Origin of the sequence: Mesorhizobium sp. M1334 (genome assembly GCF_040317995.1) — a bacterium.
Taxonomy (GTDB): Bacteria; Pseudomonadota; Alphaproteobacteria; order Rhizobiales; family Rhizobiaceae; genus Mesorhizobium.
Genome location: NZ_JAMYLM010000009.1, coordinates 160,044 through 186,217 on the forward strand (window position 1 = coordinate 160,044; position 26,174 = coordinate 186,217).

Genomic DNA, 26,174 nt, shown 5'->3' on the forward strand with positions numbered 1-26,174 from the left:
TTGGCATGTTCAGGGTGTTCGGTTTTTGGCGATAACCTGCTGGATTCCCCGGTAATGGTCGTCGAGCCGCCGACGCGCCTGGTCGACATCCTTGGCGGCGACGGCCTCGACGATCTCGTGATGGTCGCGCCATGTCGCCAGCGGCGTCGGATTATCGAGATTGGCGAAATTCGAGGCCTTGTTGAACGCCATCCAGAAGATGTCGATCAGCGCGCTCAGCATGCGATTGTTCTGGCAGCGGAACAGCAGCTGATGGAATTGCTGGTCCTCTTCGGCGAAGCTCTCATGGCGCTGGGCACGTTGCCGCATGCGCTCGGTCAACTGGCGCAGCGCCTCGATGTCGTCGGCGCTGATCATCTCGATTGTCTTGGCGATGAGGCCGGTTTCCAGCACGCGACGGATTTCGCGCAGCTCTTCGACGTCGCGGAGCGAATCCTGCAAACCGTAGGCCAGGTTGTCCAGCAGCGGCTTGAACGAGAACTCCTTGACGAACACGCCGATGCCGCGTCGCGTCTCCAGGATGCCGATCGATTCCAGCGCCTTGATGGCCTCCCGCACGGAGTTGCGGCCGACGCCGAGCCGCTGCGCCAGGAACGTCTCCGGCGGCAAGGGATCGCCGGCCTTGAGCTGGTTGCTTTCGATATAGGCCCTGAGGCTTTCCTGCACGGTGACGTGAAGGAGCGGCGGCCTGCTCAACGGTTCGATCGACTTCAGTTCCGCCATCCCACTGCTTTCATCATCCGCTGGACTACCCTGCCCGCTGCTTGTCGTATAGCTACTTGTAGGATATCCTGCAAGCCCATAGCAAACATGTTGCTCCCGAATGAAGATAATCCTCGCCGGCTCGAGCCACTGGCACGCCGAAATGCACCTCGACGCCGCACGCTTTTACGGTGCGGAGATCGCCGGTATCTGGGATGAGAATCCTGGCCAAGCGCATGCGTTCGCCGCGCACCACGACCTGCCGTTTATTGAAGATTTCACGGAGATACTCTCCAGCCCGCCGGACGTGATCCTGTTGATGGGGCACCCTTCGACGGTGCCGGCGCGGGTACGTGCGATCATCGGGGCAGGGATACCGCTGATCCTGGAGAAGCCGGCGGCCAGCCATACGAGGGAACTGATGGCGCTGCGCGACCTCGCCCGACAGCACCAGGCCTTTGTCGCTGTGCCCCTGCCCAATCGTTTCGGGCCGGCCGTTGCCGCCTTTGAGCGGCTGCACCGGCAGGGCCGTGCCGGTGTGGTGGCGCATTGCCAGTTCCGGCTGGTCAATGGCCCGCCTGGGCGCTACATCGCCGACGGTGTCGCCTGGGTCGTCGACCCGGCGGTTGGTGGTGGAGGTGCGTTGCGGAATCTCGGCATACACGGCGTGGATGCTGCACTCAGCCTCGCAACCGGCAGGCTTGGCCTGAAGACCGTTTCGATCGCGAACCGCATCCATCCGGGCCCGGTCGAGGATCATGCGCTGCTGGTGCTGGAAGACGAGGCCGGCGCGCTGTTCATCGTCGAGGCTGGCTACACCTTTGCCTCGATGCGCCCCGGTGGCGACTTCGAATGGCGCATCGTCGCTGCCAATGCGACCCTGGTCGACCACGGTGATCGTGCCAACTGCGCCACGCTCGACGATGCGGCAATCGTCGATCTGCCGGTCGAATTGCCGGCAACCCGCTACCGTCTGTGCATGCGCGACACGCTTGACCGGCTGGCCAGAAAGGCGCCTCGTCGGTGTCCATCGAGGATTATGTTGCGGCGATGTCGCTGATCGACGCCGCTTATGAAAAGGCAGGACCATGATTGGAATAGGAATTATCGGCGCCGGCGATTTCGGCGCAGCCCATGCGCGGGCAATCCGCGAGGTTGGAGGCATTCGCCTCGCCGCCGCCTCTCGTGGAAACGCCGATGCACTGCAGCAATTCACCGCCGAATATGGCGGCAGCGGCTACACCGACTGGCGTCGGCTGCTGGACGACAAGGAGGTCGACGCGGTCCTCATTGCCAGCCCGCATCACCTCCACGCCGAAATGGCCATCGGCGCGGCAGAGGCCGGCAAGCACATCCTGCTCGAAAAGCCGATGGCGCCGACGGCGGCCGCCTGCGATGCGATCAATGCCGCCGTGGCCGAGAGCGGCGTCAAGCTGATGGTCGCCCACCTCATGCATTTCGCCCTGCCCTGCATGGCGGCCAAGCAGGTGCTGGAGGAAGGAGTGCTCGGCCGGCCGCTCATCGGATCGAGCTGGATCATCAAGCTCTGGATGGAGCACAATCGCCGCGACTGGCATCTGCGCAAGGCGAGCGGCGGCGGCATGCTATTGACTGCCGGCATCCACGCGCTCGACCGCCTCGTCTGGCTGATGGATGACGATGTCGTGTCGGTAAGCGGCATGCTCGGCGCCAAGTTCCATGACCAGGAAGCAGACGACACCGCCTTGCTCGGACTGCGCTTCGCCGGCGGCGGCATCGGCCAGGTGCAGAGCGTCGGGTACCGCACCGGCGCTACGACCTACGCCATGGACCTTATCTGCGAGCAGGGAACGCTGCGCATCGACATGGACCGCGGCACGATGCTTGGCCGCGATACGGTCTCGACCGAGCTGCCCGGTTCCTTTGAGCCGAACTGGATGCATAACGCGCTGGTGCGCGAATGGCGCGCGATGCGCGATGCCATTGCCGACGACACGCCGGTGCCGGTCGACGGCGCCTATGGGCGCAAGATGATCGCCATCATCGAGGCCGCCTTTGCCTCGAACGAAACCCTCCGCGAACACGAGATCGCCGGTGGACGCTGATCTTAACGACCACCTGGCCCGCTTGCCCGCACACGCGCCGCGCGGCGTCTGGGGCGCCGTGATGCTGGCCATTGATGATCGCGGAGCGATCGACTGGCAGGCGACGAAAGAGACGATCGCCCGGCTCTGCGCATCGGGTGTCGACGGCGTCTATTCCAATGGCACAGCCTGCGAATTCCATTGCCAGACCGAGCCCGAATTCGACCGGCTTTGTGAGCTGGTTGCCGAAACAGCCGGCCGCGCGCGCCTTCCTTTCCAGATCGGTATCAGCCAGTCCAATCCGCGCGTCGCGCTGGAGCGGCTGACGCGGGTCGCCGCACTTCGCCCGACGGCGGCTCAATTCACCTTGCCCGACTGGTGGCCGCCCAGTGACGACGAGATCATGCGTTTTGTCGGCGGCCTCTGCGAGGCCGCGCCCGAAACGCCGCTGGTGCTCTACAACCCGCCGCACGCTAAGCGCCGCCTGACGCTCGACGGCATCGCCAGGCTGCGTGCGGCCGTGCCATCGCTGGTCGGCGCCAAGCTGCCGGGCGGCGACGCCGGCTGGTATGCCGATATGCGCCACAAACTTGACGGATTCTCGGTCTTCGTTCCCGGCCACACGCTGGCGACAGGGTATGCCGGAGGGGCTCACGGCAGCTATTCCAACATTGCCTGCCTCAACCCGAAGGGCGCGGTGCAGTGGTGGCACATGATCCGCACCGACAGGGTCGCAGCTGCCGAGGTTGAGGCCCGCATACGGGCCTTCCTCGCCGCACATGTTCTACCGTTTCGCACCCGTTACGATGTCGGCGATGCAGCACTCGACAAGGCGATGGCGGCGGCCGGCGGCTGGGCGCCGCTCGGGCCGCGATTGCTCTGGCCCTACAGCTCCGTTCCCGATGAGGAAATCCCGACCTTGGCCAAGGCCGCTCACGCGACTTTCCCGGAATGGCAGTAGCGCCGTCAGCGAGGTGCGTGACGACGGCGGCTCTTCAGCAGCCGGCTCTCGCGCCCTGTGTCGCGCGTGACGCAAACGCCCCCGGCTGAGGGATATCGGCCTCGCGCCGTGCCAGCGAATTGCGCAGCAGTGCGATCGCCTCGCGGCCGGCCGTCGCAATCTCGCGTGGCCTGTCGACGCCGACGATCATGAACTCCTTGATCCCCAAAGCGACGTAGGAAAGCAGCGACAGCGCGACCTGCGCCGGCGGCCCGGCCAGTTCGACCGCCTTCTGGCAGGAAGTGGCCGGTTTGTCTTCCGAACGGATTTGGACGGGAAGCGCGAAACGCAGCTTGCCGGCCCGGCCGTGTTCGGCGGCGGCGCTGCGTACACGCTCCATAGACTGACGGATTTCTGCAAGCGGGCCCGGCGCCAGCTCGAACACGTCCGCATGCCTGCCCGCGACCCTGAGCGCCGTGCCGGACCGTGCGCCCATGCGGATGTTTACGTCGGCGCCATGCGGCCCCTTGCGCGGCACATAGCCGCCTTTGATGCTGTAGAAAGCGCCTTCATGGTCGAACGGTCTGTCGTTCGACCACAACCGCTTCAGCAGCACTAGATATTCGTCGATGCGTTGCCAGACCACCGTATGGCCGGCTGGACGTGCCTCGGCATCGTCGTCGCCGAACGGCTCGCTGAGCATCCTGAGCGACAGCCGGCCACCGCTTCTCGCGTCGAGGGCGGCGAGCTGCCGCGCCGCCACGATTGGTTCGATCACGCCCGCCCAATGCGTGAGCACGACCTCCAGGGAGGAGGTACGGTCCAGCGTCTGGGCGGCAAGGTCCATATTGGTCAGCAGGCCGGCCTGGTCGTCGATGACGATCCTCTGGAATCCGGCATCCTCGATCAGTGACAGTTTCGTCGCGGTCTCGACAAAGTCATAGAAAAAGCTGGCGTCGGCAGCGTGGATCTTACCGGGAACATGCGTGAACTCGATCGGCATTGCCATCTCCTCCATCACGTTGGAATCAGGGCGCGCAGAAGCGCACCGGCATTCAGTTCATCAACTCCGGAATTTCTGCAAACGGCAGGCCGCTATCCCGAGGAAGCCTCGACGATCAAGGCCTCAATAGTCAGGGAATCAGCCCGAGGACCACTGCCCCGGTGAATACAAACGCAAGGGCAAAGACGAGATAGGCGAAAGCGCCGGCGTAGGCCGGCCGCCATACCTGGTCGGAACCCAGCCTTTGACCTCTGCGAGCAGTCTGAGTGTTCTGGCTATAGGACATATCGACCTCCGTCTCGACGCTTAATCTATAAAACCAGTAGACTTTGTCGAGTGCTATTTTCGCGCGATCCTTAGAACAATTTTCTCCAAACGGCGGACAAATTAGTGCTTTTACTGCTTAGCGCGCTGCCTTTTGAGGCAGGCGGGGTGACGGTAGAAAATGGCAGGTCCACGTGTCTGTGGCTCCTTGGCCAGCCATTGGATGAGGGATAGCATCGCTGCCTCAGTGGAAAGCCGCGACGTCACGGCAAGGCAGCAGGGAGCAAAACCATGGGCACAAGACTGGCCGGCAAGGTCGCCATCATTTCGGGTGGCGCGACGGGCATGGGCGGTGCGGCCTCGGAGCTTTTCGCGGCCGAGGGCGCCAAGGTGGCGATCATCGACCGCAACGGCGAAGCTGCCGCCGCTACCGCAGCGGCAATCAGGCAACGCGGCCATGTCGCCGAGCACTGGGTCGCCGACGTATCGGACGAGGCGCAGGTCGAAGCGGCGGTGAAGGGCGTGATGGAACAATTCGGCCGGGTCACGGTTCTGTTCAATCACGCCGGCACCATCGTCATAAAACCCTTCCTGGAGACCACGCTGCAGGAATGGGAATGGCTGCATGCCGTAAATGTGCGCTCGATGTTCCTGATGACGCGCGCCGTGCTACCCGGCATGATCGCCGCCGGCGGCGGTTCCATCGTCTGCACCTCGTCGATCTCGGCGGTGGCGGCGACGCCGATGGAGGTGCTCTACGATACCACCAAGGGCGCCTGCCATATGTTCGCGCGTGCCATCGCCATCGAGTTCCGCGACCGCAACATCCGCTGCAATGCGGTCTGTCCAGGCTTCATCAGGACACCGCATGGCCTGCGCGAGGTCGCCGATCTCGACAAACTCGGCATCGATGTCTCCGACGCGGCAATGGCGGCGCAGCAGGGGCGGATCGGCGAGCCGGAAGAGGTGGCGAAGGCAGCCCTGTTCCTGGCCAGCGACGAGGCCAGCTTCGTCAACGGCGCGCATCTGTTCGTCGACAACGGCTTCACCGCGATGTGAAAGGCGAAGCGCCGTTACCGCTCTTCGCGCCGGAACGGCTTGAGCAGCGCCGAGGGCGCCACCGCATTGCGCGACATCACCGCCATAGCGACGATGGTGAAGATGAACGGCAGCATCAGGAACGCCTCGTAGGGGATATGGCCAAGCCCGCTCGCCTGCATGCGCAACTGCAAGGCGTCGACGAAGGCAAACAGCAATGCCGCGCCTGCCGTGCGCCAAGGGTCCCAGCGGCCGAAGACGACGAGCGCGATCGCCACCCAGCCACGCCCCGAAACGACGCCGAAGGTGAACGCGTTGAACTGCGCCATCGACAGGAAGGCGCCTGCGAGCCCCATCAAGGCACCGCCGAGGATCACCGCCTGGAAGCGCGTTGCGATGACGCTGACGCCGGCCGAATCGGCGGCCCGCGGGTTTTCACCGACCATGCGAACAGACAGGCCCCATGGCGTGCGGTAGAGCACGAAGGCGGCCAGGGGAATAGACAGCATCGCCATGTAGACCAGCGAAAACTGGTTGAACACCGCCGGCCCAAGCACCGGTACGTCGGACAGGATTGGGATCGGCAGCGTCTCGAACCCCTTGATGTTCGGTGGCACCGATTGCTGGCCGAAGATCAGCCGGTAGAGGAAATAGGCAAGGCCCGACGAGAACAGCGTCACGCCGATGCCGCAGACATGCTGGCTGAGGCCGAGCGCTACCGTGAACAGCGCATGCACGGCACCCATCAGCGCCCCGGTCAGCACCGCCGCAAGCACGCCGAGCCACAGGCTGCCGCTGAGGCTCGCCGCGGTGAAGCCGGTCATTGCCGACAAAAGCATGATGCCTTCGATGCCGAGATTGAGCACACCGGCGCGCTCGGAAAACATTTCGCCCAGCGTTGCGAAGGCAAGCGGCGTGGCGATGCGGATGATCGCGGCCAGGAAACCGACCTGGAAGATCTGTTCCAGCACCACGCTCATCTGGCGGCTCCGACGCGGCGGATGCGATAGGCGGTGAACAGCAGCGCCACCAGCATGGCGAGCAGCGCAGTTCCCTGGATGACTTCGCTGAGGAAGGCCGGAACGCCGGTCGCCCGCGACATCGCCTCGGCGCCGGTCATGACGGCGGCAAGGAAGATCGCCGCCGGCACCACGCCGAGCGGATTGAGCCTCGCCAGCATGGCGACGACGATGCCGGAATAGCCATAGCCCGGCGAGATGTCGCTCATCACCTGGAAATGCACGCCGCCGACCTCGCCGACGCCTGCAAGGCCGGCCAATGCGCCGGACAGCAGCGCCGTCGAAATCAGCACCCGCTCGACATTGATGCCGCCATAGCGCGCGGCTTCCGGGTTCTCGCCGGTGACCCTGATGCGAAAGCCGAGCGTTGTACGCGCGACCACGAACCAGATCAGGGGTGCCGCGACCAGCGCCGCGACGACGCCGAGATGCAGCCGCGTGCCTTCGATGAGTACCGGGAAATTCGCTGAATCCTCGATCGGCGGCGAGATCGGGTAGCCGCTGAAACTGTCCTTCCATGGCCCCTCGATCAGCGCCATCAGTGCGTAGAAAATGACCGAATTGAGCAGCAGCGAGCTGACCACGTCATCGACCCTGAATTTCACCCGTAGCGTCGCGGGGATCAGCGCGACGGCAGCGCCGGCGGCCCCACCCGCCAGCGCCATCAGCAGCATGGCGAGCGGCCCCGGCATCGGGACGGCGCCGACGGCACAGCTCGCCACCGCACCGGCGAGCAATTGCCCTTCGGCGCCGATGTTCCAGAATTTGGCGCGGAAGGCGACCGCCACAGCAAGCCCTGTGAAGATCATCGGGGTGGCACGCACCAGCGTTTCGGTGACGGCGTAGCTGTCACCCAGCGACGCCGAAAACATCACGCTATAAGCCTCGACGACGCCGGCGCCAGCCAGTGCGATGAGGCCGCTGCACAAGATCAGCGTCGCCCCGATGGCGAGCAGCGGCAGAGCCAGATTGAACCAGGCGGGCGTTGAGGTGCGGGCCTCGAGACGGAACATCACGCCTCCGCTCCGGTCATCATCAACCCGAGTCTGGCGACGCTGGCGTCGGCACTGTCGAGCGTGCCGACGATGCGGCCCTCATACATCACCGCGATACGATCCGAGAGCATCAGCAACTCTTCCAGGTCCTCGCCAATGACGATGATGCCGCAGCCCTTGGCGCGCATGTCGAGGAATTTTTCGTGGATGAAGCGCGCGGCGCCGATGTCGAGGCCGCGAGTCGGCTGCGAAACGATCAGCACCTTCGGATCAAAGGCGAGTTCGCGCGCCAGAAGCGCCTTTTGCAGATTGCCGCCGGAAAGCGCCCCGGCGCGCGTCATCGGGCCGGGGCAGCGTATGTCGTAGGCCTTGATCTGCGCCTCGGCGAAGGCGCGGATCGCATCCGGCTTGAGCAGGCCGTTGCGGCTGAACGCCGCCGTGCCGATGCGCGGCAGCACCATGGAATCGGCAAGCGGCAGATTGGTGACCAGCCCTGTCGTCATGCGGTCTTCCGGGATGCGGCCGAGGCCGAGCGCCTGGACTGTGCTCGGCGAGAACCGCGAAACCGCTTTGTCGGCTATGGTCATCTTCCCGGCATCAGGCGCACGCACGCCGGAGATGACCTCGGCAAGCACGCGCTGGCCATTGCCGGAGACGCCGGCGATGCCAAGGATCTCGCCGCCACGAACCGACAGCGAAACATCGCGCAGCGCCATGCCGGAATGATGCGATGTCGAGATACCGTCGAGGGTGAGCACGGCCGCACCGGGCATCGACGGTCCTCTGGCCGGAGGCACGATCTCGTGGCCGCACATCAGCCGCGCCATCTCCGAAGACGTCGTGCTGGCCGGCGCATCGACGCGACCGGCAACGCGCCCATGCCTGAGCACGACGCAGCGATGCGTCAGCGCCCGCACCTCGTTGAGCTTGTGCGAAATGAAGATGATGCCGAGCCCTTGTGCCGCCATCGAGCGAAGCGCCGAAAACAGTCCGTCGACCTCTGTCGGCGCCAGCACCGCCGTCGGCTCGTCGAGGATCAGCAGCCTTGCGCCGCGAAACAGCGCCTTGACGATTTCGAGCCGCTGTTGCTCGCCGACCGACAGCGCCGAGACGGGGAGGTCCGGGTCGAGCGTCAGCCCGTGCTGGCGGCCGATCTCGGCGAGCCGCGCCAGCCCGCCGGCGCGGTCGATCCGGCCCGATCTGCCGGGAATGCCGATCAAGAGGTTCTCCAGCACCGAAAGCCGCGGCGCGAGATGAAAATGCTGGTGCACCATGCCGATGCCAGCGGCCAGCGCATCGGCCGAGCTGTTGATCGCCAGCGGCCGGCCCTGCACCAGGATCTCGCCGGCATCGGGCGCATAGGCACCGAACAGCACATTCATCAGCGTCGTCTTGCCGGCACCGTTTTCGCCAAGCAGCCCGAGGATTTCACCCGGCGCGACGCTGAGATCGACGGCTTCGTTCGCCTTGACGGCGCCAAAGCTCTTGGAGATGCCGCGCATTTCGATGAGAGGGGCAGGCGTTGACAAGGCGGGATCCTGGTGGCGTTGACGCCGATATCCCTCCCCCTTGAGGGGAGGGTGCCGAGCGAAGCGAGGCGGGAGGGGTCGTCTCAACCGCCTCGACGTTTAGACCGAAAAAAGATGGAGCGCGTCGCCGAGAACCCCACCCGGCCCTGCGGGCCACCCTCCCCTCGAGGGGAGGGATGCGCCGCTCAGTCCGAGACCGGCGTATTCTCATCGACATCGACACGGAAATTGCCGTCGAGGATTTCGGCCTTCTTCTTTTCGACCAAGTCCTTGACCTCGGCCGGCAGCGTCTTGTCGAACTTGTGATAGGGCGCGAGGTAGGAGCCGCCCTTGGCCATGCGCGAGAAATCACCGTAATCCTGCGCCGTAAAGACGCCGGCCTTGACCAGCTTGATTGCCTGCTCGACCGTCGGATACATGTCCCAGACCGGCCCGGTGATCACCGTGTCGGGGCCGAGGCTCGATTGGTCCGACATGTTGGAGATAGCGAGGATCTTTTTCTCGACCGCCGCTTCGATGACGCCAAAGCGCTCGGCATAGATGACGTCGACGCCGGCGTCGATCTGGGCGACAGCAGCTTCCTTTGCCTTCGGCGGATCGAAGAACGAGCCGATGAAGGCGACCTTCTTCTTGATGTTGGGATTGACCTCCTTGGCACCGGCAAAGAAGGCGTTGACCAGCCGGTTCACTTCCGGAATGCCCATCGCCGCGACGGCGCCGATCGTGCCCGATTTCGACATTTTTCCGGCAATCATGCCGGACAGATAGGCCGGCTCGTGGATCCAGTTGTCGAAAACCCCGAAATTCGGCTCGGCCGGCCCGGCGCCGGAGCCGAACAGGAAGGCGGTCTTCGGGAATTGCTTGGCGGTCCTGCGCGATTCGCGCTCGGCGGCGAAGGCATCGCCCAGCACCAGCTCATAGCCGCCCTGCGCATATTCGCGCATGACACGGCTGAAATCGGCGGTCTGCACCTTCTCCGACCATTTGTATTCGATGCCGAGTTCCTTCTCGGCCTTCTGCAGGGCGACATGGATCTGGTTGTCCCACGGCTCCTCGATCGGCGTGGCGAAGATCGCCGCCACTTTCAGCTTCTTGGTCTTGGCAAAGGCGCTGCCCGGCAGCATCGCCGCCGCCAGGCCGAGCGCGCCCAGCTCCAGCACGTTGCGTCGCGAAAGCCCTTCGCGTTTCGATTGGATTCTGCTCTTCCCGTTGTGCATTGCATGCCCCTCTGATTGGCGCCGTGTCGAGCCGGCTCTCTTCTCTGGAATATCGGCGAAGGAACTATGGAACGGTGCCCGGCTTTTGTCCACATGGTCAAATTTGGCCGGACGGAACTGCTGTAAACGTTCGTGTAATCGCACCTTTAGAACGACCGGAGCTGCTTGCTCACAATCTCTCGAGCGCCACCGCGATCCCCTGGCCGACCCCGATGCACATGGTCGCGAGGCCGTAGCGGCCGCCGCGTTCGCGAAGCTCCAGCGCAGCCGTGCCCGTGATGCGCGCCCCGGACATGCCGAGCGGATGGCCGAGCGCGATGGCGCCGCCATTCGGGTTGACGTGCTCCGCATCCTCGGCAATGCCGAGTTGGCGCAGCACGGCGATGCCTTGCGAGGCGAAGGCCTCGTTGAGCTCGATGACATCGAATTGTCGCGGCCGCAGGCCGAGCCGGGCGCATAGCTTTTGCGTGGCCGGCACCGGGCCAATGCCCATGATGCGCGGCGCCACGCCGGCGGTGGCACCGCCGAGAATGCGGGCGATCGGCGTCAACCCGTATCTTTTCACGGCCGTTTCCGAGGCGACGATCAGCGCTGCGGCACCATCGTTAACGCCCGACGCATTGCCGGCGGTGACGGTGCCGCCTTGCCGGAACGGCGTCGGCAACTTGGCTAACGAGTCGATCGACGTGCCCCCGCGCGGATGCTCATCTCTGTCGACAACGACCGGATCGCCCTTGCGCTGCGCGATCGTCACCGGCGTGATTTCCTTCGCCAGACGACCATTGGCTTGCGCGGCTACGGCCTTGTCCTGGCTGCGCGCGGCAAACGCATCCTGGTCTGCGCGGGAGACAGCGAACTCTTCCGCCACGTTCTCGCCGGTCTCCGGCATCGAATCGACGCCGTATTGCTTCTTCATCAGCGGATTGATGAAGCGCCAGCCGATCGTGGTGTCATAAATCTCGGCATTGCGCGAAAAGGCGCTCTCGGCCTTCGGCATGACAAACGGAGCACGGCTCATCGATTCGACGCCGCCTGATACTATCAGCTCCGCCTCGCCGGCTTTGATGGCGCGGGCAGCAATCATCACCGCATCCATGCCCGAACCGCAGAGGCGATTGACGGTCGAGCCGGGAACCTCCTTGGGCAGGCCGGCCAGCAGCAGGGACATCCTCGCCACATTGCGGTTGTCCTCACCGGCCTGGTTGGCGCAGCCATAGACGACGTCGTCGACGGCGGCCCAGTCGATGCCGGGGTTGCGCTCGACCAGCGCCTTCAGAGGTATCGCGCCGAGGTCGTCGGCACGCACCGTTGACAGCGAACCGCCGAAGCGGCCGATCGGCGTGCGGATGTAGTCGCAGATATAGGCCTCGGCCATTATGCAGCCATCCCGTTTGCGCTGATGATTTCTGCTCCCGGCCCAGCCATGTTGGCCGCATTTTCCTTGAGACGAAAGCACATCTTGCCGCCGGCCGTTCGGCCAAAGACAATTTCAGCTGCCGCCCGCCGGAGCGGCGGATCAGCCGATGCTTTCACCGCCGTCGATCACCAGCGCCTGGCCGGCGTTGATACTAGCCGCCGTCCCAGGAACCGGTTTCGGCCATTTGCCTAAGCAGAGGTGCCACTCGAAAGACGTCCTTGCCGGTCTGCTCGTGCCAGTGATGCAGCCGCTGGATGATTTTGTCCACGCCTTCGAGGCTCGCCCAGAACATCGGCCCGCCCTTGCCGACCGGGAAGCCGTAGCCGTTGACCCAGACAAGGTCGATATCGGACGCGCGGGCGGCAATCTTTTCCTCGAGGATTCTGGCGCCCTCGTTGATCATCGGATAGAGCGTCCGCTCGATGATCTCCTCGGCGCCGATTGGCCGCGGTGCGATGCCGCGTTCGGCAGCCTTGTTGCGGATCAGCGTCTCGACCTCGGGATCGGGCAGCGGCGTGCGCGAACCGTTCTCATAACGATAGAAGCCGCTGCCGGTCTTCTGGCCGAAATGTCCCTGTTCGCACAACGCATCGGCGATCACGGCCGTCCGGCCGCGCGCCTTGCGGTTGCGCCAGCCTATGTCGAGGCCGGCGAGATCGCTCATCTCGAACGGCCCCATCGGCCAGCCGAAATCGGTGAACGCCTGGTCGACCTGGCGCGGCATTGCGCCTTCCAGCAGAAGCGTCTCCAGTTCCGAACCCCGCGCCGCCAGCATGCGGTTGCCGACGAAGCCGTGGCAGACGCCAACGACGACCGGCACCTTGCCGATCCGCCGTGCCAGATCGACGATGGTCGCCAGCACGTCGGGCGAAGTCTTGTCGGTGCGGACGATTTCCAAAAGCTTCATGACGTTAGCCGGCGAAAAGAAATGCATGCCGAGGAGATCTTGCGGCCGCGACGTCGAACCGGCGATCTCGTTGACGTCGAGATAGGAGGTGTTGGTGGCGAGGATCGCGCCCGGTTTGGCCACCGCATCGAGCCTGCCGAAGACATCCTTCTTGACCGCCATCTCCTCGAATACGGCCTCGACGATCAGGTCGCAATCGGCGAGGTCGGCATAGTCGGTGCTGCCCCTGAACAAATCCAGCCGCTCGCGCTTGGCGTCTTCGCTCAGCGATCCGCGGATAACGGAAACGGCATAATTCTTGTCGATCGTCGTCAGTCCGCGTTGCAATGCTTCCTGCGTCGTCTCCAGCAAGGTCACGGGAAGACCGCCATTGGCGAACGCCATGGCGATGCCGCCGCCCATGGTGCCGGCGCCGATGACGCCGACCCGGGCGATCTTGCGCCTGACGACATCCTTGCCGGTAATCTTTGCCGCCTCACGTTCAGCGAAGAACAGATGCCGCTGCGCGCGTGACTGGTCACCGGCGACAAGCTTGAGGAACAGGTCGCGCTCCGCCACCAGCGCTTCGTCGAAGGGCAGCGTCAGGGCGTTGCGGACCGACTGCGCACAGGCGATCGGCGCCTCGAGGCCGCGTGCTTTTTTGGAAAACGCTGCCGCCTGCTTGTCGAAAGCCGGCAAGTCGGCCTGGTCAAGGCGATCATTGCGGTCGCGCACGGGCGTGAACGGACCGCCTTTCGCGGCCGTTTCGCTGGCGAAACTCACCGCTTTCGCGATCAGGTCGCCATCGAAGACGGCATCCACCAGGCCGTCGGCGAGCGCCTCGGCAGCACCGATCGGCGTTCCCGAAACGATCATGCTGAGTGCCTTTAGCGGACCAACCAGGCGCGGCAGACGAACCGTGCCGCCGCCGCCCGGCAGCAGGCCAAGCTTGACTTCCGGCAGGCCGAGCCTTGCCGTTCGGTCGGCAACACGGAAATGGCAGCCGAGCGCCAGTTCCAGGCCGCCGCCGAGCGCAGTGCCGTGAATGGCTGCGACCGTCGGCTTGGTGATAGTTTCCAGCACGGCGACAATAGCGCGCAATTCCGGCTGCTGCGCCGGTCTGCCGAATTCGGTGATATCGGCGCCGGCGACGAAGGTCCGCCCGGCGCAGGCGATCACGATTGCTCCGACCGACGGCTCGTCCCGCAGGGAAACGAGCGCCCGCATCAACGGCTCGCGCACATGGAAGCTCAGCGCGTTGACCGGCGGATTGTCGATGATCACCACCGCGACTTTGCCATGCCTTGTGGTGCTGACGAAATCGGACACGCAAACCTCATACAACGATGTTGGCCAATAGCGCGACGGGATTTACAGCGCTGGCATGCGGATGGGAACCACGTGTTTTGCGGGCCGGATCGTTATCCCCTCGCCGCCGGGTGCCTTGCCTTAGCGCAGCGCCTTCTGCCCACCGGCGGCGGTGATGACGCCGACGATGATCAGCCCTGTCAGCACCAGGCGGACGCCGACGCTGACGCCGAATGTGTTGAGCATGGTCAACAGCAGCACGAGAAACAGCGCCGCGCCCCAGACCCCCGGCACATTGGCCTTGCCGCCAGCCACCGACGTGCCGCCGATGACGACGACCGCGATCGAGGCCAGCAGATACTCATTGCCGATATCGACATTGGCGCCGCGGAAATAGCCGGCGAGCAGTGCGCCGTCGAGGCCGCCGAGCGCGCCCGACAGCGTGTAGGTGAGGAAGCGGGTGCGGCCGACATTGACGCCGGCCAGCCAGGCGGCGCGGATGTTCTGGCCGATCGCCAGCACCGAGCGTCCGTAGATCATGCGCTGCAAAACGATGCCGGCGCCGATGGTGAACAGCACGGTGAGGATCGCCAGCACCGGGATGCCGAACACCTGCCAGTTGGTGAAGTCGGCAAAGCCCGGCGGCGGCTTGATCTGCAGGCCCCGCCCATAGCTGATATCGACCGACTGGATGACGAAGCTGGCCGACAGCGTCGCGATGATCGGCGGAATGCGCAGCGCCCATATCAGAAGGTAGTTGACGGCGCCGATCGCCATGCCGCAGGCAAGCGCGGCCAGCAGCCCGACCGCGATCATCGCATCATTGCCGTCCATGACCTTCATGGCGACGGCGCTGGCAAGGCCGATGTTGGCCGGCAGCGACAGGTCGACATTGCCCGGCCCGAGCGTGATGACGAACATCTGGCCGACGCCGACGATGACGGTGAAGACGGCGAGCGACAGCGCCGCCGTGATCATGCCGCCGCCGCCATAGCCGCCGGTGAAGGCGATGGTCGCCAGCCACACCAGCAGCGCCCCGAAGAATGACCAGATCCAGGGTCTGGCGAGCAGGGTCCGCAGCGAAGCCATGCTCACCTCTCCCTGCGGCTGATCAGCACCCGCGCTGCCAGCACGATGATCAGGATGGCGCCATTGGCGGCGACCTGCCAGTCGGGCGGAATGTGCATGAAGGTCAAGAGCGGCGATGCGGCCAGAGCCAGCGTCAGCGCGCCGATGACGGCGCCGATCGGCGACACCCGGCCGCCGACGAACTCGCCGCCGCCGAGGATGACGCCGGCGATCGAAAGCAGCGTGTAGCCATTGCCGATATTGGCATCGGCCGAGGTGGTGATGCCGATCAGCGCCATGCCGGACAAAACGCCGAACAGACCGGTCAGCGCAAACAGTGCGATCTTGGTGCGCAGCAGCGACCAGCCGGCGCGCTTGAGTGCGGCTGAATTGCCGCCCGATCCACGCAGGATGACGCCGTAGGAGGTGCGCATCAGGCCAAAGTGGACGACGGCCGCGATCAGCAATGCCGCGATGATCGGGAACGGAATGAAGGGTGGCTTGAAGGCCATCAGCGCCAGCAGCCAGTCCGGCGCCTTGCCGCCGGGCTTGGGCAGGATGAGGATGGCCATGCCCTGCCAGACGAAACTCATGCCGAGCGTCACCACGATAGAGGGCAGGTTGCGCAGATGGATCAGCGCGCCGAGCAGCGCGTAGACGCCGATCGACCCGAGCAGGATGACGACGCCGAGCAGCGGCGCGTCCTTCAGCCACGTCGCCGTCACACAGCCGACGAAGCCGACAAAGGTGCCGATCGACAGATCGAGCTCGTTGCCGGCGATGACGAACATCTGCGCGATCGTCGCCAGTGCGATCGGGATCGCCAGATTGAGCATCAGGCTGAAGCCGAAATAGCTGATGGCGCGCGGGTTGAGCCAGGCGATGGCGATGAGCACCAGCGCCAGCGACAGTGCCGGCAGCAGGCTGCGCAGCATGCGCGCCCGCCTCGTGGCGCGAGCCGAAGATCTTAGCCCATTCTCGACGGATGCCGCTGTCATCTCAGGCCGCCTCGCCGAACGACGACTGGATGATTTTTTCCTCCGTCAGTTCGTCGCGACGAAGGTTGGCGACAATCCGGCCGTTCTTGAACACATAGATATGGTCGCAATTGTCGAGCTCTTCGGTTTCGGTGGTGTACCAGAGGAAAGTGCGGCCATGGCGAGCCTCTTCGCGCACCAGGTCGTAGACTTCGAGCTTGGTTCCGATGTCGACGCCGCGCATCGGATCGTCCATCAGCACGATCTTGGCGTCGGAGCCGAGCGCCCGCGCGAACAGCGCCTTCTGCTGGTTGCCGCCGGACAGCGAGAAGATGTTGTTGTTCATGTCGGGCGTACGGATGCCGATTTTCCGCTGCCACAACTCGGCGAGCTCGGCTTCGCGCTGCGGCGAGATCAAGAGGCCGTTGCGCAATCGCGCCAGCGAACGGATGCCGATGTTCTCGGCAATCGACCACTGCGGAAAAATCCCGTCCGACTGGCGGTCGCCGGCAACCAGCGCCACCGGCGCGGTGACCTCGATGCCGGTCCTGGCGCGGGAAGCCGCCGCAAAGATAGCCAGCAAAAGATCGGTCTGCCCGTGCCCGGCAAGTCCGGCAAGTCCGATGATCTCACCGGCACGGGCGACGAGCTCGTTGCCGTCCTGCTGTCGCGCCGGCCGCGCCCGGACCCGCAGCGGACCGGGCTCCGGCTTGCCGCTCGCAATCTCTGCGGCGGCCTTCTCGCGTGCCTCCGCTCCGCCCATCGCCGTCACCAGCCTGTCGCGGTCGAATTGATCGGCCTGCCCCGCGGCGACGACCTTGCCGTCGCGCATCACGACGATGCGGTCGGCATTTCCGAGCACTTCGCCGAGCACATGCGAGATCAGGATGCAGCTCTTGCCGGCGGCTACGAAGCGGCGCACGAACGCCAGCAGCTGGCCGGCGGTATGCGCATCGAGCGAGGATGTCGGCTCGTCGAGGATGACCAGTTCGAGCGGCTCCTGCGTGACCGTGAAGGCGCGCGCCACCTCCACCATTTGCCGGCTGGTGATGGAAAGATCACCGACGATGTCGGATGCCGAGATGCTGTGGCCGGGGAATATCTCGTCCAGCTTGGCGGCGATCAGATCGGCCGCCTTGCGCCGCCAGCCGAAGCCATTAAGCGACGCGTGGTTGATCCGCGTGTTCTCGGCGACGCTGAGGTTCGGGCAGAGCGATAGTTCCTGGAAAACACAACGGATGCCGAGCTGCTGTGCGCGCGGCACCGAATAACTTGCCTCGACACCGCCGCGGACCGCGATCTGCCCGCTGTCGGGGGCAAGCGTGCCTGCCACCATATGCATGAGCGTCGATTTTCCGGCGCCGTTATGGCCGACGAGACCGACGCATTCTCCGGCACGAACGCTGAAATCGACACCGGCGAGCGCCTTGACGGCGCCGAAATGTTTTTCGGCTCCGTCCAGTCTTATGATGTCCAAACTGACGGCGCCGAAAAGCTTTTCGGCGCCGTCCGGCATGAGGATGTCTGCATTGGCCTCGGGCATCCCTCAACGATACCCGGTTATCCGTGGCGGCAACAATAGTGCCATGCTCACTTGATGTTGGCCTTGATCGCGGCGATGGCGTCTTCCTGCGTGTATTCGTGGCTGGCGACGCCGCCCTTCGGAATCTTCGGCAGCGCGGCCTCGAAATCATCCTGTGTGAAGGCAAGATAGGGAACCAGCAAGTCGTGCGGCACGTCGGTGCGGCCGTCGAGCACCTGCTGCGCCACCCAGAAGGCAAGCGTCGATACGCCGGGCGCGATCGATGCCGACCAGGTCTGGTAACCGTCCTTGTCCTTCTGCTCCTTCCACCACTGCAATTCGTCCTGGCGATTGCCCATGATGATGGTCGGGCGCGGCTTGCCGGCGGCGGCGAAAGCCTGCGCCGCGCCGTAGCCGTCACCGCCCTGGTCGACCACCCCGACAACATCCGGCAGCGACGGCAGGATCGTTGCGACGGCTTTCTGTGCCGTTGTCTGGTCCCAGTCGCCGGTCACCGAGCCGACGATCTTGAACTCGGGATGGGCAGCGACACCCTCGAGGATGCCGGCGTGGATGGCGTCGTCGATCGAAGTGCCGGCGAGACCGCGGATTTCCAGGAGATTGCCGCCCTTGGGCTGGAACTTGGCCATCTGCTCGACTTCCTGCTTGCCCATGTCCTTGAAGTCGACGACGACGCGGTAGGCGCAGGGTTCGGTGACGATGCCGTCGAAGGAGACGACGACGATGCCGGCGTCGCAGGCCTGCTTGATGGCGCCGTTGAGGGCATCCGGAGACGCCGCGTTGATGACGATCGCGTCATAGCCCTGCAGGATCAGGTTCTGCACTTGCGCTGCTTGCGTCGGCACTTCCTTGTCGGCCGTCGTGAAGACGTCCGCGGCGCCGACCACCTTGTCGGCAACCGCCTTCTTGGTGACGATGGCGTAGCTGTCCAGCATCGCTTGCCGCCAGGAATTGCCGGCGTAATTGTTGGAGAAGGCGATTTTCTTGCCGCTGGTGTCGGCAAGCGCGGTGCCCGAGGCGAGCATCGCCGCAAGGGCGCCCAAAACGAATATTTTCTTCATGTCATACTCCTCCCGTGAGTTGCTGTCTTACTGGTGGCTAATGGCTGGCTGATGGCTGATACGCTCGCAACGCTGTTTTTTATCTATTATCAGACAAATGCAGATGGGCGACAAGCTGTCAACAGCAATCCATGGCCGGCGATCAACTTGCGGTGCAATGATTGAAACGGGTTCGGCTCCTGGTCTAGGGATGGCACTGGAGACCGATTGAATGGCAGCGAACCTTGCCCCGGGTGCACCCGGCATTCCGGCGCGCTGGACCTCGAGCGCCAAGAGCGGCGTCGGCACTGCGCTCTCGCCGGCCTGCCCGATCTGGTTCACCATCAGTCACGGTATTCTCAACGAGATCTACTATCCCCGCGTCGACAGCGCCTGCACCCGCGATCTGGGGCTGATCGTCACCGGACGCGACGGCTATTTCTCGGAAGAAAAGCGCGACGCCGAGCACAGCATCGAACCGCTCGAGGACGGGGTGCCTGCCTATCGGCTGGTCAACACTGCGGCCGATGGAAGCTACCGGATCCAAAAGCGGATCATTACGGATCCGGAACGTCCTGTCGTGCTGCAGGAGATCATTTTCACGCCGCTCAAAGGCGCGGCCGCCGACTACCGCGTCTACGCGCTGCTGGCGCCGCACCTCGTCAACGCCGGGATGGGCAACACCGCCTGGATCGACGGCCATGAAGGACAGCCTGTCCTGTTTGCATCGGGACGCGGCGTCTGCCTGGCGCTCGCCTCGTCGCTGCCGTGGAAGGCGTGCTCGGCCGGCTATGTCGGCGCCTCCGACGGCTGGCAGCAGCTTCGTCAAGGCGGCCGGCTCGATCCGGCCTGCCGCAGGGCCGAGGATGGCAATGTCGCGCTGACCGGCGAGATCGGCTTTTCGGCCGCGAATCCAAAAATATTGCTGGCGCTCGGCTTCGGCACGACACCGCAACAGGCGGCGGAAACCGCTTTCGCCAGCCTGAGGCAAGGTTTTGAGCCCGCGGTCAGATCCTATGGTCAAAAATGGCGCCAATGGCAGGCCGGATTGCTGCCGCTGGACCGGCATGCGGCGTCCGGCCTCAATCCCTACCGCATCAGCACTGCGGTGCTGGCGGCACACCGCTCGTCGACCGGAGCAGCCGTCGCCAGCCTGTCGATCCCGTGGGGCTTCAACAAGGGCGACGACGATCTGGGCGGCTATCACCTGGTCTGGCCGCGCGATCTGGTCGAAACCGCCGGCGGTTTCCTCGCCGCCGGCGACCCGGCGGAAGCCTTGCGCATCCTTGGCTATCTGCGCTCGATCCAGCAGCCGGACGGGCATTGGCCGCAGAACGCCTGGCTCGACGGTTCGGCCTATTGGCCGGGCATCCAGATGGACGAATGCGCCTTCCCGCTGCTGCTCGCCGACGCGCTGCGCCGCGCCGAGCATTTGCCGCCTGCGGTACTCTCCTCCTTCATGCCGATGATCGAGCGCGCGGCCTCCTACGTCGTGCGCAACGGCCCCGTCACCGGCGAAGACCGCTGGGAAGAGGACGCCGGCTACAGCCCGTTCACGCTTGCCGTCGAGATCGCCGCATTGCTAGCGGCTGCGGACATGTTCGATGCCGTCGGCAAAACAGAGCCGGCAAACTACCTGCGCGAAACCGCCGATGTCTGGAACGATCAGATCGAGCGCTGGACCTACGTCGTCGGTAGCTCCTCGGGCGATGAAGCCGGCGTCGAGGGCTACTATGTCCGCATTGCGCCGCCCGACAAAGCCGGCGCGGCATCGCCGAAAGACGGCTACGTCCCGATCAAGAACCGCCCGCCGGCCGATACGGACCGGCCGGCCAAGGCGATCGTCAGCCCCGACGCGCTGGCGCTGGTCCGTTTCGGCCTCAGGGCGGCCGACGATCCGCGCATCCTCGACACGGTCAAGGTGATCGACGCGCAATTGCGTTGCGAGCTGCCGCAGGGGCCGCTCTGGTACCGCTACAACGGCGACGGCTACGGTGAGCATGCGGACGGCGCGCCCTTCGATGGAACCGGCCAGGGGCGGCCCGGGCCGCTGCTGGTCGGCGAGCGCGCGCATTACGAGCTGGCGGCGGGGCGCAAGGACAAAGCGGCAAGCCTGCTCGCGACGTTTGAGGGCTCCGCCGGGCCGGGCGGCCTGCTGCCGGAGCAGGTCTGGGATGGTCCAGACATGCCGGAGCGCGAATTGCGGCATGGCGGCCCCTCCGGCAGCGCCAAGCCGCTGGTTTGGGCGCATTCCGAGCACATCAAGCTGCTGCGTTCGCTCCGCGACGGCGCCGTCTTCGACATGCCGCCACAGGGCGTCAAGCGCTATATCGAGGGCAGAACGGTGTCGCGCCTCAGGGCATGGCGCTTCAACCACAAGATCCGTACCATCCCGGCAGGCAAGGCGCTGCGCATCGAACTTCTGGCCCGGGCGGTGGTTCATTGGAGCAGCGACAATTGGGCAACCGTCCATGACACCGAGACCGCCGCGAACCTTTTCGGCATCCATCTCGCAGAGTTGCCGGTTGCCGACGCCGCTCCGGGCAATAGCATTGTCTTCACATTCTTCTGGTCCGATGCCGGCCATTGGGAGAATGTCGACTTTTCCGTTGGTATCGACGATGCGTCACAGCCACTAGATCATCGATCCCTCAAGTAAGGCAGGACGAGACCATGCAGATAGGAATGATGGGACTGGGCAGGATGGGCGCCAACATGGTTCGGCGCCTGCTGCGCGATGGCCACGAATGCGTCGTCTACGACATCAACCCGGCGAGCGTCGCGGCGCTTGTGACCGCCGGCGCGGTCGGAGCCGCCTCGATGGAGGACTTCGTCGGCAAGCTGACGAAGCCGCGCAGCGCCTGGCTGATGCTGCCGGCGGCGATCACCGGCCGGATCGTCGACCAGGTGGCCGCCCTGATGGAGCCGGGCGACATCATCATCGACGGCGGCAACTCCTATTATCATGAGGCCGTCGACCACGCCGCGCGCCTGGCCTTGAAAGGCTTGAGCTATGTCGATGTCGGCACCAGCGGCGGCGTCTGGGGCCTCGAGCGCGGCTACTGCCTGATGATCGGCGGCCCCGACAGCGCGGTCCAGCATCTCGATCCGATCTTCGCCACGCTGGCGCCCGGCGCCGACGCCGCTTCGCCTGCCCCTGGCAAGGACGCCGGAACCGCTCCCTTCGGTTATCTGCATTGCGGGCCAAGCGGCGCCGGCCATTTCGTCAAGATGGTCCATAACGGCATCGAATATGGTGTCATGGCCGCCTATGCCGAGGGCATGAACATCCTGAAGTCGGCGAATGCCGGCAAACGGCAGCGCACCGCCGACGCGGAAACCAGCCCGCTGGAAAACCCGCAATATTACCAGTTCGACATCGACATCGCCGAAGTGGCCGAGGTCTGGCGGCATGGCAGCGTCATCGGCTCGTGGCTGCTCGACCTGACGGCAGGCGTGTTGAAGGCCGATTCGGCGCTGACGCAGTTCGGCGGGCGCGTCTCGGATTCCGGCGAAGGCCGCTGGACGCTGAAGGCGGCGATCGACACCGGCGTGCCGGCGCCGGTGCTGTCGTCGGCGCTGTTCGACAGGTTCTCCTCGCAAGGCGAGTCCGAATTTGCCGACAAGCTTCTGTCCGCCATGCGCTATGCCTTTGGCGGTCATGTCGAAAAACCGAAGGCCGGCTCGTGACGGGCGACAGGGAGGCACGCCCATGAGCCAGGAACGGTCCGACACGCTGGTGCTTTTCGGCGCCACCGGCGATCTCGCCCACAAGAAGATCTTTCCAGCCCTCTACGCCATGGTGGCCAAGGGAACGCTGAACGAGCCGGTGATCGGCGTCGCCTTCGATCCCTGGGACCTCGCCAAGCTGCAGGCGCGCGCCCGCGACGGTATCGTCAATGCCATCGGCAGCATCGACGAGAAGATCTTCGCCAGGCTTGCCTCGCTGCTTCGCTATGTCAGCGGCGACTACCGGGCGCCTGCGACCTTCGAGAAGCTGAAGACCGCGCTGGGCAGCGCTGAGCGGCCGCTGCACTATCTGGCGGTGCCGCCGGCCATGTTCGAGGTCGTCGTCCAGGGGCTGGAGCAGTCGGGCGCCGCCCAGGGCGCGCGCCTGATGGTCGAAAAGCCGTTCGGCCACGATCTGCAATCGGCGCGCTGGCTGAACCGGGTACTGCATCTGGTCTTCGACGAGAAGTCGATCTTCCGCATCGACCATTATCTCGGCAAGGAGGCGATCCAGAACCTGCTCTATTTCCGCTTCGCCAATTCCTTCCTCGAGCCGATCTGGAACCGCAACTTCGTCGAGAGCGTGCAGATCACCATGGCCGAGGATTTCGGTGTCGAGGGCCGCGGCCGCTTCTATGACGAGGTCGGCTGCATCCGCGACGTCATCGAAAACCACCTGCTCAACATCCTCTTGCTGCTCGCCATGGAGCCGCCCGTCGGCCGCTCGGCCGACGATCTGATCGACGAGAAGGTGCAGGTGCTGCGGGCGATCCGAACGCTGACCAGGGACGATGTCGTGCGCGGCCAGTTCGACGGCTATCTCAACGAGCCGGGCGTGGCGCCGAACTCGCCGGTCGAGACCTTCGCGGCGGTGCGCTTTTTCGTCGATACCTGGCGCTGGCAAGATGTGCCGTTCTTCATCCGCGCCGGCAAATCCCTGCCGGTGCACGCCACCGAGGTCATCGTGCGGCTGAAGCGGCCGCCGCTCGACGTCTTCGATCCAATCAAACCTGGCGACTGCAATCACGTGCGCTTCCGCATCGATCCGCAAGTGGCGATCTCGATCGGAGCCCGGCGCAAGGCACCCGGCGACGACATGGTCGGCGAACAGGTCGAGCTCACCGCGCTCGACGATTCGAAGGGCGACATGCCGCCTTACGAGCGGTTGATCGGCGACGCCATGAACGGCAACGGCCAGCTGTTCACCCGCCAGGACGCCAGCGAGCTCGCCTGGCGCATCGTCGGCCCGGTGCTCGGCGACACCACGCCGCCGCCTGTCTACGCGCCAAAGACCTGGGGGCCGGCCGAAGCCATGGCTGGATTCGGGCCGCCGAACGGCTGGATCAATCCAGCGAAATGATTTCTGGGAGGCGAAAGCGATGGCCAAAGCGGTGAAGCGACCGGCACCCGACGCCGAACAGATCGTGCTTGCGATCGACATCGGCGGCTCGCACGTCAAGATCCGCACCAGCGCCGGCGCAGAGGAGCGCAAGACCGCTTCCGGACCGGAGCTGACGCCGCAGCAGATGGTCGCTGCGGTGAAGACGCTCGCCGAAGGGCTGCACTACGATGTCGTCTCGATGGGCTATCCGGGTCCCGTGCACCACAACCGGCCTTTGACCGAACCGGCCAATCTCGGCAAAGGCTGGGTCGGCTGCGATTTCGCCGCTGAGTTCGGCAAGCCGGTGAAGGTCGTCAACGATGCGCTGATGCAGGCCGTCGGCAGTTATGAAGGCGGCCGCATGCTGTTCCTTGGCCTCGGCACCGGCCTGGGGGCCGCGATGATCGTCGATAACGTCGCCCAGCCGATGGAGCTTGCCCATCTTCCCTACAAGAAGCGCGGCAGTTTCGAAGACTATGTCGGCGAACGCGGGCTGCAAAAGCGCGGCAAGAAGAAATGGCGCAAATACGTCTTCGACGTGGTCGACCGGCTTCGCACCGCCATGCAGCCGGATTACGTGGTCATCGGCGGCGGCAATGTCGATGAACTCACCGACTTGCCCGCCGATTGCAGACGCGGCGACAACACACGCGCCTTCGAAGGCGGATTTCGACTGTGGCGCGACAAATCCCTGATTATCTGATATTGCTGATTGTCTGATATTATCGAGCACCGGCTCAGGGTTGTTAATCCCGCGCTGCCGTTAGTATTATTATTCAAAATAATGTGTGACGTGGCGCGGCGTCATTGCATTGCGCAGATTTGCCGACTAGGAATTTCTGCGACCCCCACGGACGGAGAGATAGATTGACCGACGACAACAACAACGCTCGCAAAGACATCGACCTGCTCGAGCTGACCGCCCATATCGTCTCCGCATATGTCGAGAAGAACCGCTTGCCGGCTTCCGGCCTCGGCGATCTCATCGCCAGCGTCAGCGCTTCCATAGGTGGGCTGGGGCAACCGGCAGTGCCGGTCGCCGCGCCGCTGACGCCTGCCGTCAATCCCAAGAAATCGGTGACGCCGGACTACATCATCTGTCTCGAGGACGGCAAGAAGTTCAAATCCTTGAAGCGCCATATCGGCGTTCATTTCGGGCTGACGCCAGACGCCTACCGCGCCAAATGGGGCCTGCCGTCGGACTACCCGATGGTCGCTCCCAACTACGCGGCCTCGCGTTCGCAGCTGGCCAAGGCGATCGGCCTCGGCCGCAAAGCCGCCCCGCCCGCGCCCGTCAAGAGCCGGGGCAGGAAGGCCAAGGCGACGGCCTGATGCCATCAGATCGAGCGGGATGCACATCGAACGCGTTCCGCTGGTCGGTCTGTTTGTGTTCAGCGGAAGCTGCGACGCTCGAAGCTAACGGCATGGCATCCTAGGGTCTGCGCCGCGTCGCTTCGCTCCTTGCTCGGCCCTAGGACGAAGGTAGGATGGCTGAAGGCTAATCGCTGATGTCGGAGAGTGGCAGCGCGTCCGGTGTATCGGACGACGGTTGATGGCGAATTACAAGTTTTCGAGATTGGCCGAACACCCCTCCACTTCGTCATCCCAGGGCGGAGCAAGGAGCGAAGCGACGCGGCGCAGACCCTGGGATCCATGCCGTTACCTCGCGGCAGTGCGCCTGCGGACCAGAACCGAATGCTACCACCCCGTCCCGCGAAAAAGCTCGAACCATTCCGGATTGGTCTTCTCGATCAGCTCGATCTTCCATCGGCGTGGCCAGCGCTTCAGCGACTTCTCGCGCTGGATGGCGTCGACAATGTCGAAATGTTCCTCATACCAGACCAGACGCTGCACACCGTAGCGGCTGGTGAACCGCGAGCCCTCGCCGGATTTGTGCTCCGGCATGCGGCGGCCGAGATCATTCGTAACTCCGATATAGATCGTGCCGCGCTTCTGGCTTGCGGTCATATAGGTATAGCCGGTCATGGTTGAAGGGTAGCTGGCGCCGGTGCCGACGCAAGTGCCGTTCTGAACCGTTGCATTCTTCGGCAGATG

At 64.6% G+C, this 26,174-nt stretch carries 22 protein-coding genes; 9 read left to right on the forward strand and 13 right to left on the reverse strand.

The window, feature by feature from the left end; translation table 11 throughout:
• Nucleotides 1–9: 9 nt before the first annotated feature.
• Nucleotides 10–723 (reverse strand): FadR/GntR family transcriptional regulator, encoded by a 714-nt coding sequence (locus NKH17_RS18020; protein WP_352480015.1) that lies wholly within the window; start codon nucleotides 721–723, stop codon nucleotides 10–12.
• Between the two features lie 100 nt (nucleotides 724–823).
• Here NKH17_RS18020 and NKH17_RS18025 point away from each other — a divergent pair, with 100 nt between their 5' ends.
• The 3 genes from NKH17_RS18025 to NKH17_RS18035 are packed head-to-tail and all read left to right on the forward strand — an operon-like array spanning nucleotide 824 to nucleotide 3,726.
• Entirely contained in the window at nucleotides 824–1,762 is a 939-nt protein-coding gene (locus tag NKH17_RS18025) for a Gfo/Idh/MocA family protein (RefSeq protein WP_352901045.1), read from the forward strand.
• Between the two features lie 28 nt (nucleotides 1,763–1,790).
• Nucleotides 1,791–2,786: a Gfo/Idh/MocA family protein gene (locus NKH17_RS18030; RefSeq protein ID WP_352480013.1), complete on the forward strand. Its 996-nt coding sequence runs from the start codon at nucleotides 1,791–1,793 to the stop codon at nucleotides 2,784–2,786.
• On the forward strand, nucleotides 2,776–3,726 hold the full coding sequence (locus NKH17_RS18035; protein ID WP_352649417.1) for a dihydrodipicolinate synthase family protein: 951 nt from the start codon (nucleotides 2,776–2,778) through the stop codon (nucleotides 3,724–3,726). Before NKH17_RS18030 ends, NKH17_RS18035 begins: the two co-directional genes overlap by 11 nt.
• A gap of 34 nt (nucleotides 3,727–3,760) precedes the next feature.
• Here NKH17_RS18035 and NKH17_RS18040 read toward each other — a convergent pair whose 3' ends face one another.
• Complete coding sequence (locus NKH17_RS18040) at nucleotides 3,761–4,708, reverse strand: LLM class flavin-dependent oxidoreductase (protein ID WP_352803434.1); 948 nt, start codon at nucleotides 4,706–4,708, stop codon at nucleotides 3,761–3,763.
• Between the two features lie 555 nt (nucleotides 4,709–5,263).
• Here NKH17_RS18040 and NKH17_RS18045 point away from each other — a divergent pair.
• Nucleotides 5,264–6,031: an SDR family NAD(P)-dependent oxidoreductase gene (locus NKH17_RS18045; protein ID WP_352480010.1), complete on the forward strand. Its 768-nt coding sequence runs from the start codon at nucleotides 5,264–5,266 to the stop codon at nucleotides 6,029–6,031.
• A gap of 14 nt (nucleotides 6,032–6,045) precedes the next feature.
• On the opposite strand, the gene NKH17_RS18050 is transcribed toward NKH17_RS18045, so the two are convergent.
• The 10 genes from NKH17_RS18050 to NKH17_RS18095 all read right to left on the reverse strand — a co-directional run bounded on the left by NKH17_RS18050 (nucleotide 6,046) and on the right by NKH17_RS18095 (nucleotide 19,030).
• Nucleotides 6,046–6,990 (reverse strand): ABC transporter permease, encoded by a 945-nt coding sequence (locus tag NKH17_RS18050; protein WP_352480009.1) that lies wholly within the window; start codon nucleotides 6,988–6,990, stop codon nucleotides 6,046–6,048.
• Nucleotides 6,987–8,042, reverse strand: a complete 1,056-nt coding sequence (locus NKH17_RS18055; protein ID WP_352480008.1) for an ABC transporter permease — start codon at nucleotides 8,040–8,042, stop codon at nucleotides 6,987–6,989. The genes NKH17_RS18050 and NKH17_RS18055 overlap by 4 nt, the downstream gene beginning before the upstream one ends.
• Nucleotides 8,042–9,526 (reverse strand): ABC transporter ATP-binding protein, encoded by a 1,485-nt coding sequence (locus NKH17_RS18060; RefSeq protein WP_502895518.1) that lies wholly within the window; start codon nucleotides 9,524–9,526, stop codon nucleotides 8,042–8,044. Before NKH17_RS18060 ends, NKH17_RS18055 begins: the two co-directional genes overlap by 1 nt.
• A gap of 212 nt (nucleotides 9,527–9,738) precedes the next feature.
• Nucleotides 9,739–10,770, reverse strand: a complete 1,032-nt coding sequence (locus NKH17_RS18065; protein ID WP_352901041.1) for a BMP family protein — start codon at nucleotides 10,768–10,770, stop codon at nucleotides 9,739–9,741.
• A 169-nt stretch (nucleotides 10,771–10,939) separates the two neighbouring features.
• The gene (pcaF, locus tag NKH17_RS18070; RefSeq protein WP_352803427.1) at nucleotides 10,940–12,145 is read right to left on the reverse strand and encodes a 3-oxoadipyl-CoA thiolase; all 1,206 of its coding nucleotides are present in this window, start codon (nucleotides 12,143–12,145) and stop codon (nucleotides 10,940–10,942) included.
• A 193-nt stretch (nucleotides 12,146–12,338) separates the two neighbouring features.
• Nucleotides 12,339–14,402, reverse strand: a complete 2,064-nt coding sequence (locus NKH17_RS18075) for a 3-hydroxyacyl-CoA dehydrogenase NAD-binding domain-containing protein (RefSeq protein WP_352803424.1) — start codon at nucleotides 14,400–14,402, stop codon at nucleotides 12,339–12,341.
• A 120-nt stretch (nucleotides 14,403–14,522) separates the two neighbouring features.
• Nucleotides 14,523–15,470: an ABC transporter permease gene (locus tag NKH17_RS18080; RefSeq protein WP_023678189.1), complete on the reverse strand. Its 948-nt coding sequence runs from the start codon at nucleotides 15,468–15,470 to the stop codon at nucleotides 14,523–14,525.
• Between the two features lie 2 nt (nucleotides 15,471–15,472).
• The gene (locus NKH17_RS18085; protein WP_352480003.1) at nucleotides 15,473–16,447 is read right to left on the reverse strand and encodes an ABC transporter permease; all 975 of its coding nucleotides are present in this window, start codon (nucleotides 16,445–16,447) and stop codon (nucleotides 15,473–15,475) included.
• A gap of 1 nt (nucleotide 16,448) precedes the next feature.
• Entirely contained in the window at nucleotides 16,449–17,942 is a 1,494-nt protein-coding gene (locus NKH17_RS18090) for a sugar ABC transporter ATP-binding protein (RefSeq protein ID WP_352701422.1), read from the reverse strand.
• Nucleotides 17,943–18,016: 74 nt separating this feature from the next.
• On the reverse strand, nucleotides 18,017–19,030 hold the full coding sequence (locus NKH17_RS18095) for an ABC transporter substrate-binding protein (RefSeq protein ID WP_352649408.1): 1,014 nt from the start codon (nucleotides 19,028–19,030) through the stop codon (nucleotides 18,017–18,019).
• Nucleotides 19,031–19,241: 211 nt separating this feature from the next.
• Between NKH17_RS18095 and NKH17_RS18100 the strand changes: the two genes are divergently transcribed.
• From NKH17_RS18100 to NKH17_RS18120, 5 genes are all read left to right on the forward strand, one after another.
• Nucleotides 19,242–21,668: a glucan 1,4-alpha-glucosidase gene (locus tag NKH17_RS18100; RefSeq protein WP_352971553.1), complete on the forward strand. Its 2,427-nt coding sequence runs from the start codon at nucleotides 19,242–19,244 to the stop codon at nucleotides 21,666–21,668.
• A 14-nt stretch (nucleotides 21,669–21,682) separates the two neighbouring features.
• Nucleotides 21,683–22,699 (forward strand): phosphogluconate dehydrogenase (NAD(+)-dependent, decarboxylating), encoded by a 1,017-nt coding sequence (gnd, locus tag NKH17_RS18105; protein WP_352649406.1) that lies wholly within the window; start codon nucleotides 21,683–21,685, stop codon nucleotides 22,697–22,699.
• Nucleotides 22,700–22,721: 22 nt separating this feature from the next.
• Nucleotides 22,722–24,098 (forward strand): glucose-6-phosphate dehydrogenase, encoded by a 1,377-nt coding sequence (zwf, locus tag NKH17_RS18110; protein WP_352740582.1) that lies wholly within the window; start codon nucleotides 22,722–22,724, stop codon nucleotides 24,096–24,098.
• A gap of 19 nt (nucleotides 24,099–24,117) precedes the next feature.
• The gene (locus NKH17_RS18115; RefSeq protein ID WP_352509110.1) at nucleotides 24,118–24,822 is read left to right on the forward strand and encodes an ROK family protein; all 705 of its coding nucleotides are present in this window, start codon (nucleotides 24,118–24,120) and stop codon (nucleotides 24,820–24,822) included.
• 164 nt (nucleotides 24,823–24,986) lie between these two features.
• Complete coding sequence (locus tag NKH17_RS18120) at nucleotides 24,987–25,451, forward strand: Ros/MucR family transcriptional regulator (protein ID WP_352479997.1); 465 nt, start codon at nucleotides 24,987–24,989, stop codon at nucleotides 25,449–25,451.
• A gap of 366 nt (nucleotides 25,452–25,817) precedes the next feature.
• Here the strand turns inward: NKH17_RS18120 and NKH17_RS18125 are convergent, their stop codons facing one another.
• Nucleotides 25,818–26,105 (reverse strand): GIY-YIG nuclease family protein, encoded by a 288-nt coding sequence (locus NKH17_RS18125; protein WP_352509122.1) that lies wholly within the window; start codon nucleotides 26,103–26,105, stop codon nucleotides 25,818–25,820.
• Nucleotides 26,106–26,174 lie beyond the last annotated feature (69 nt).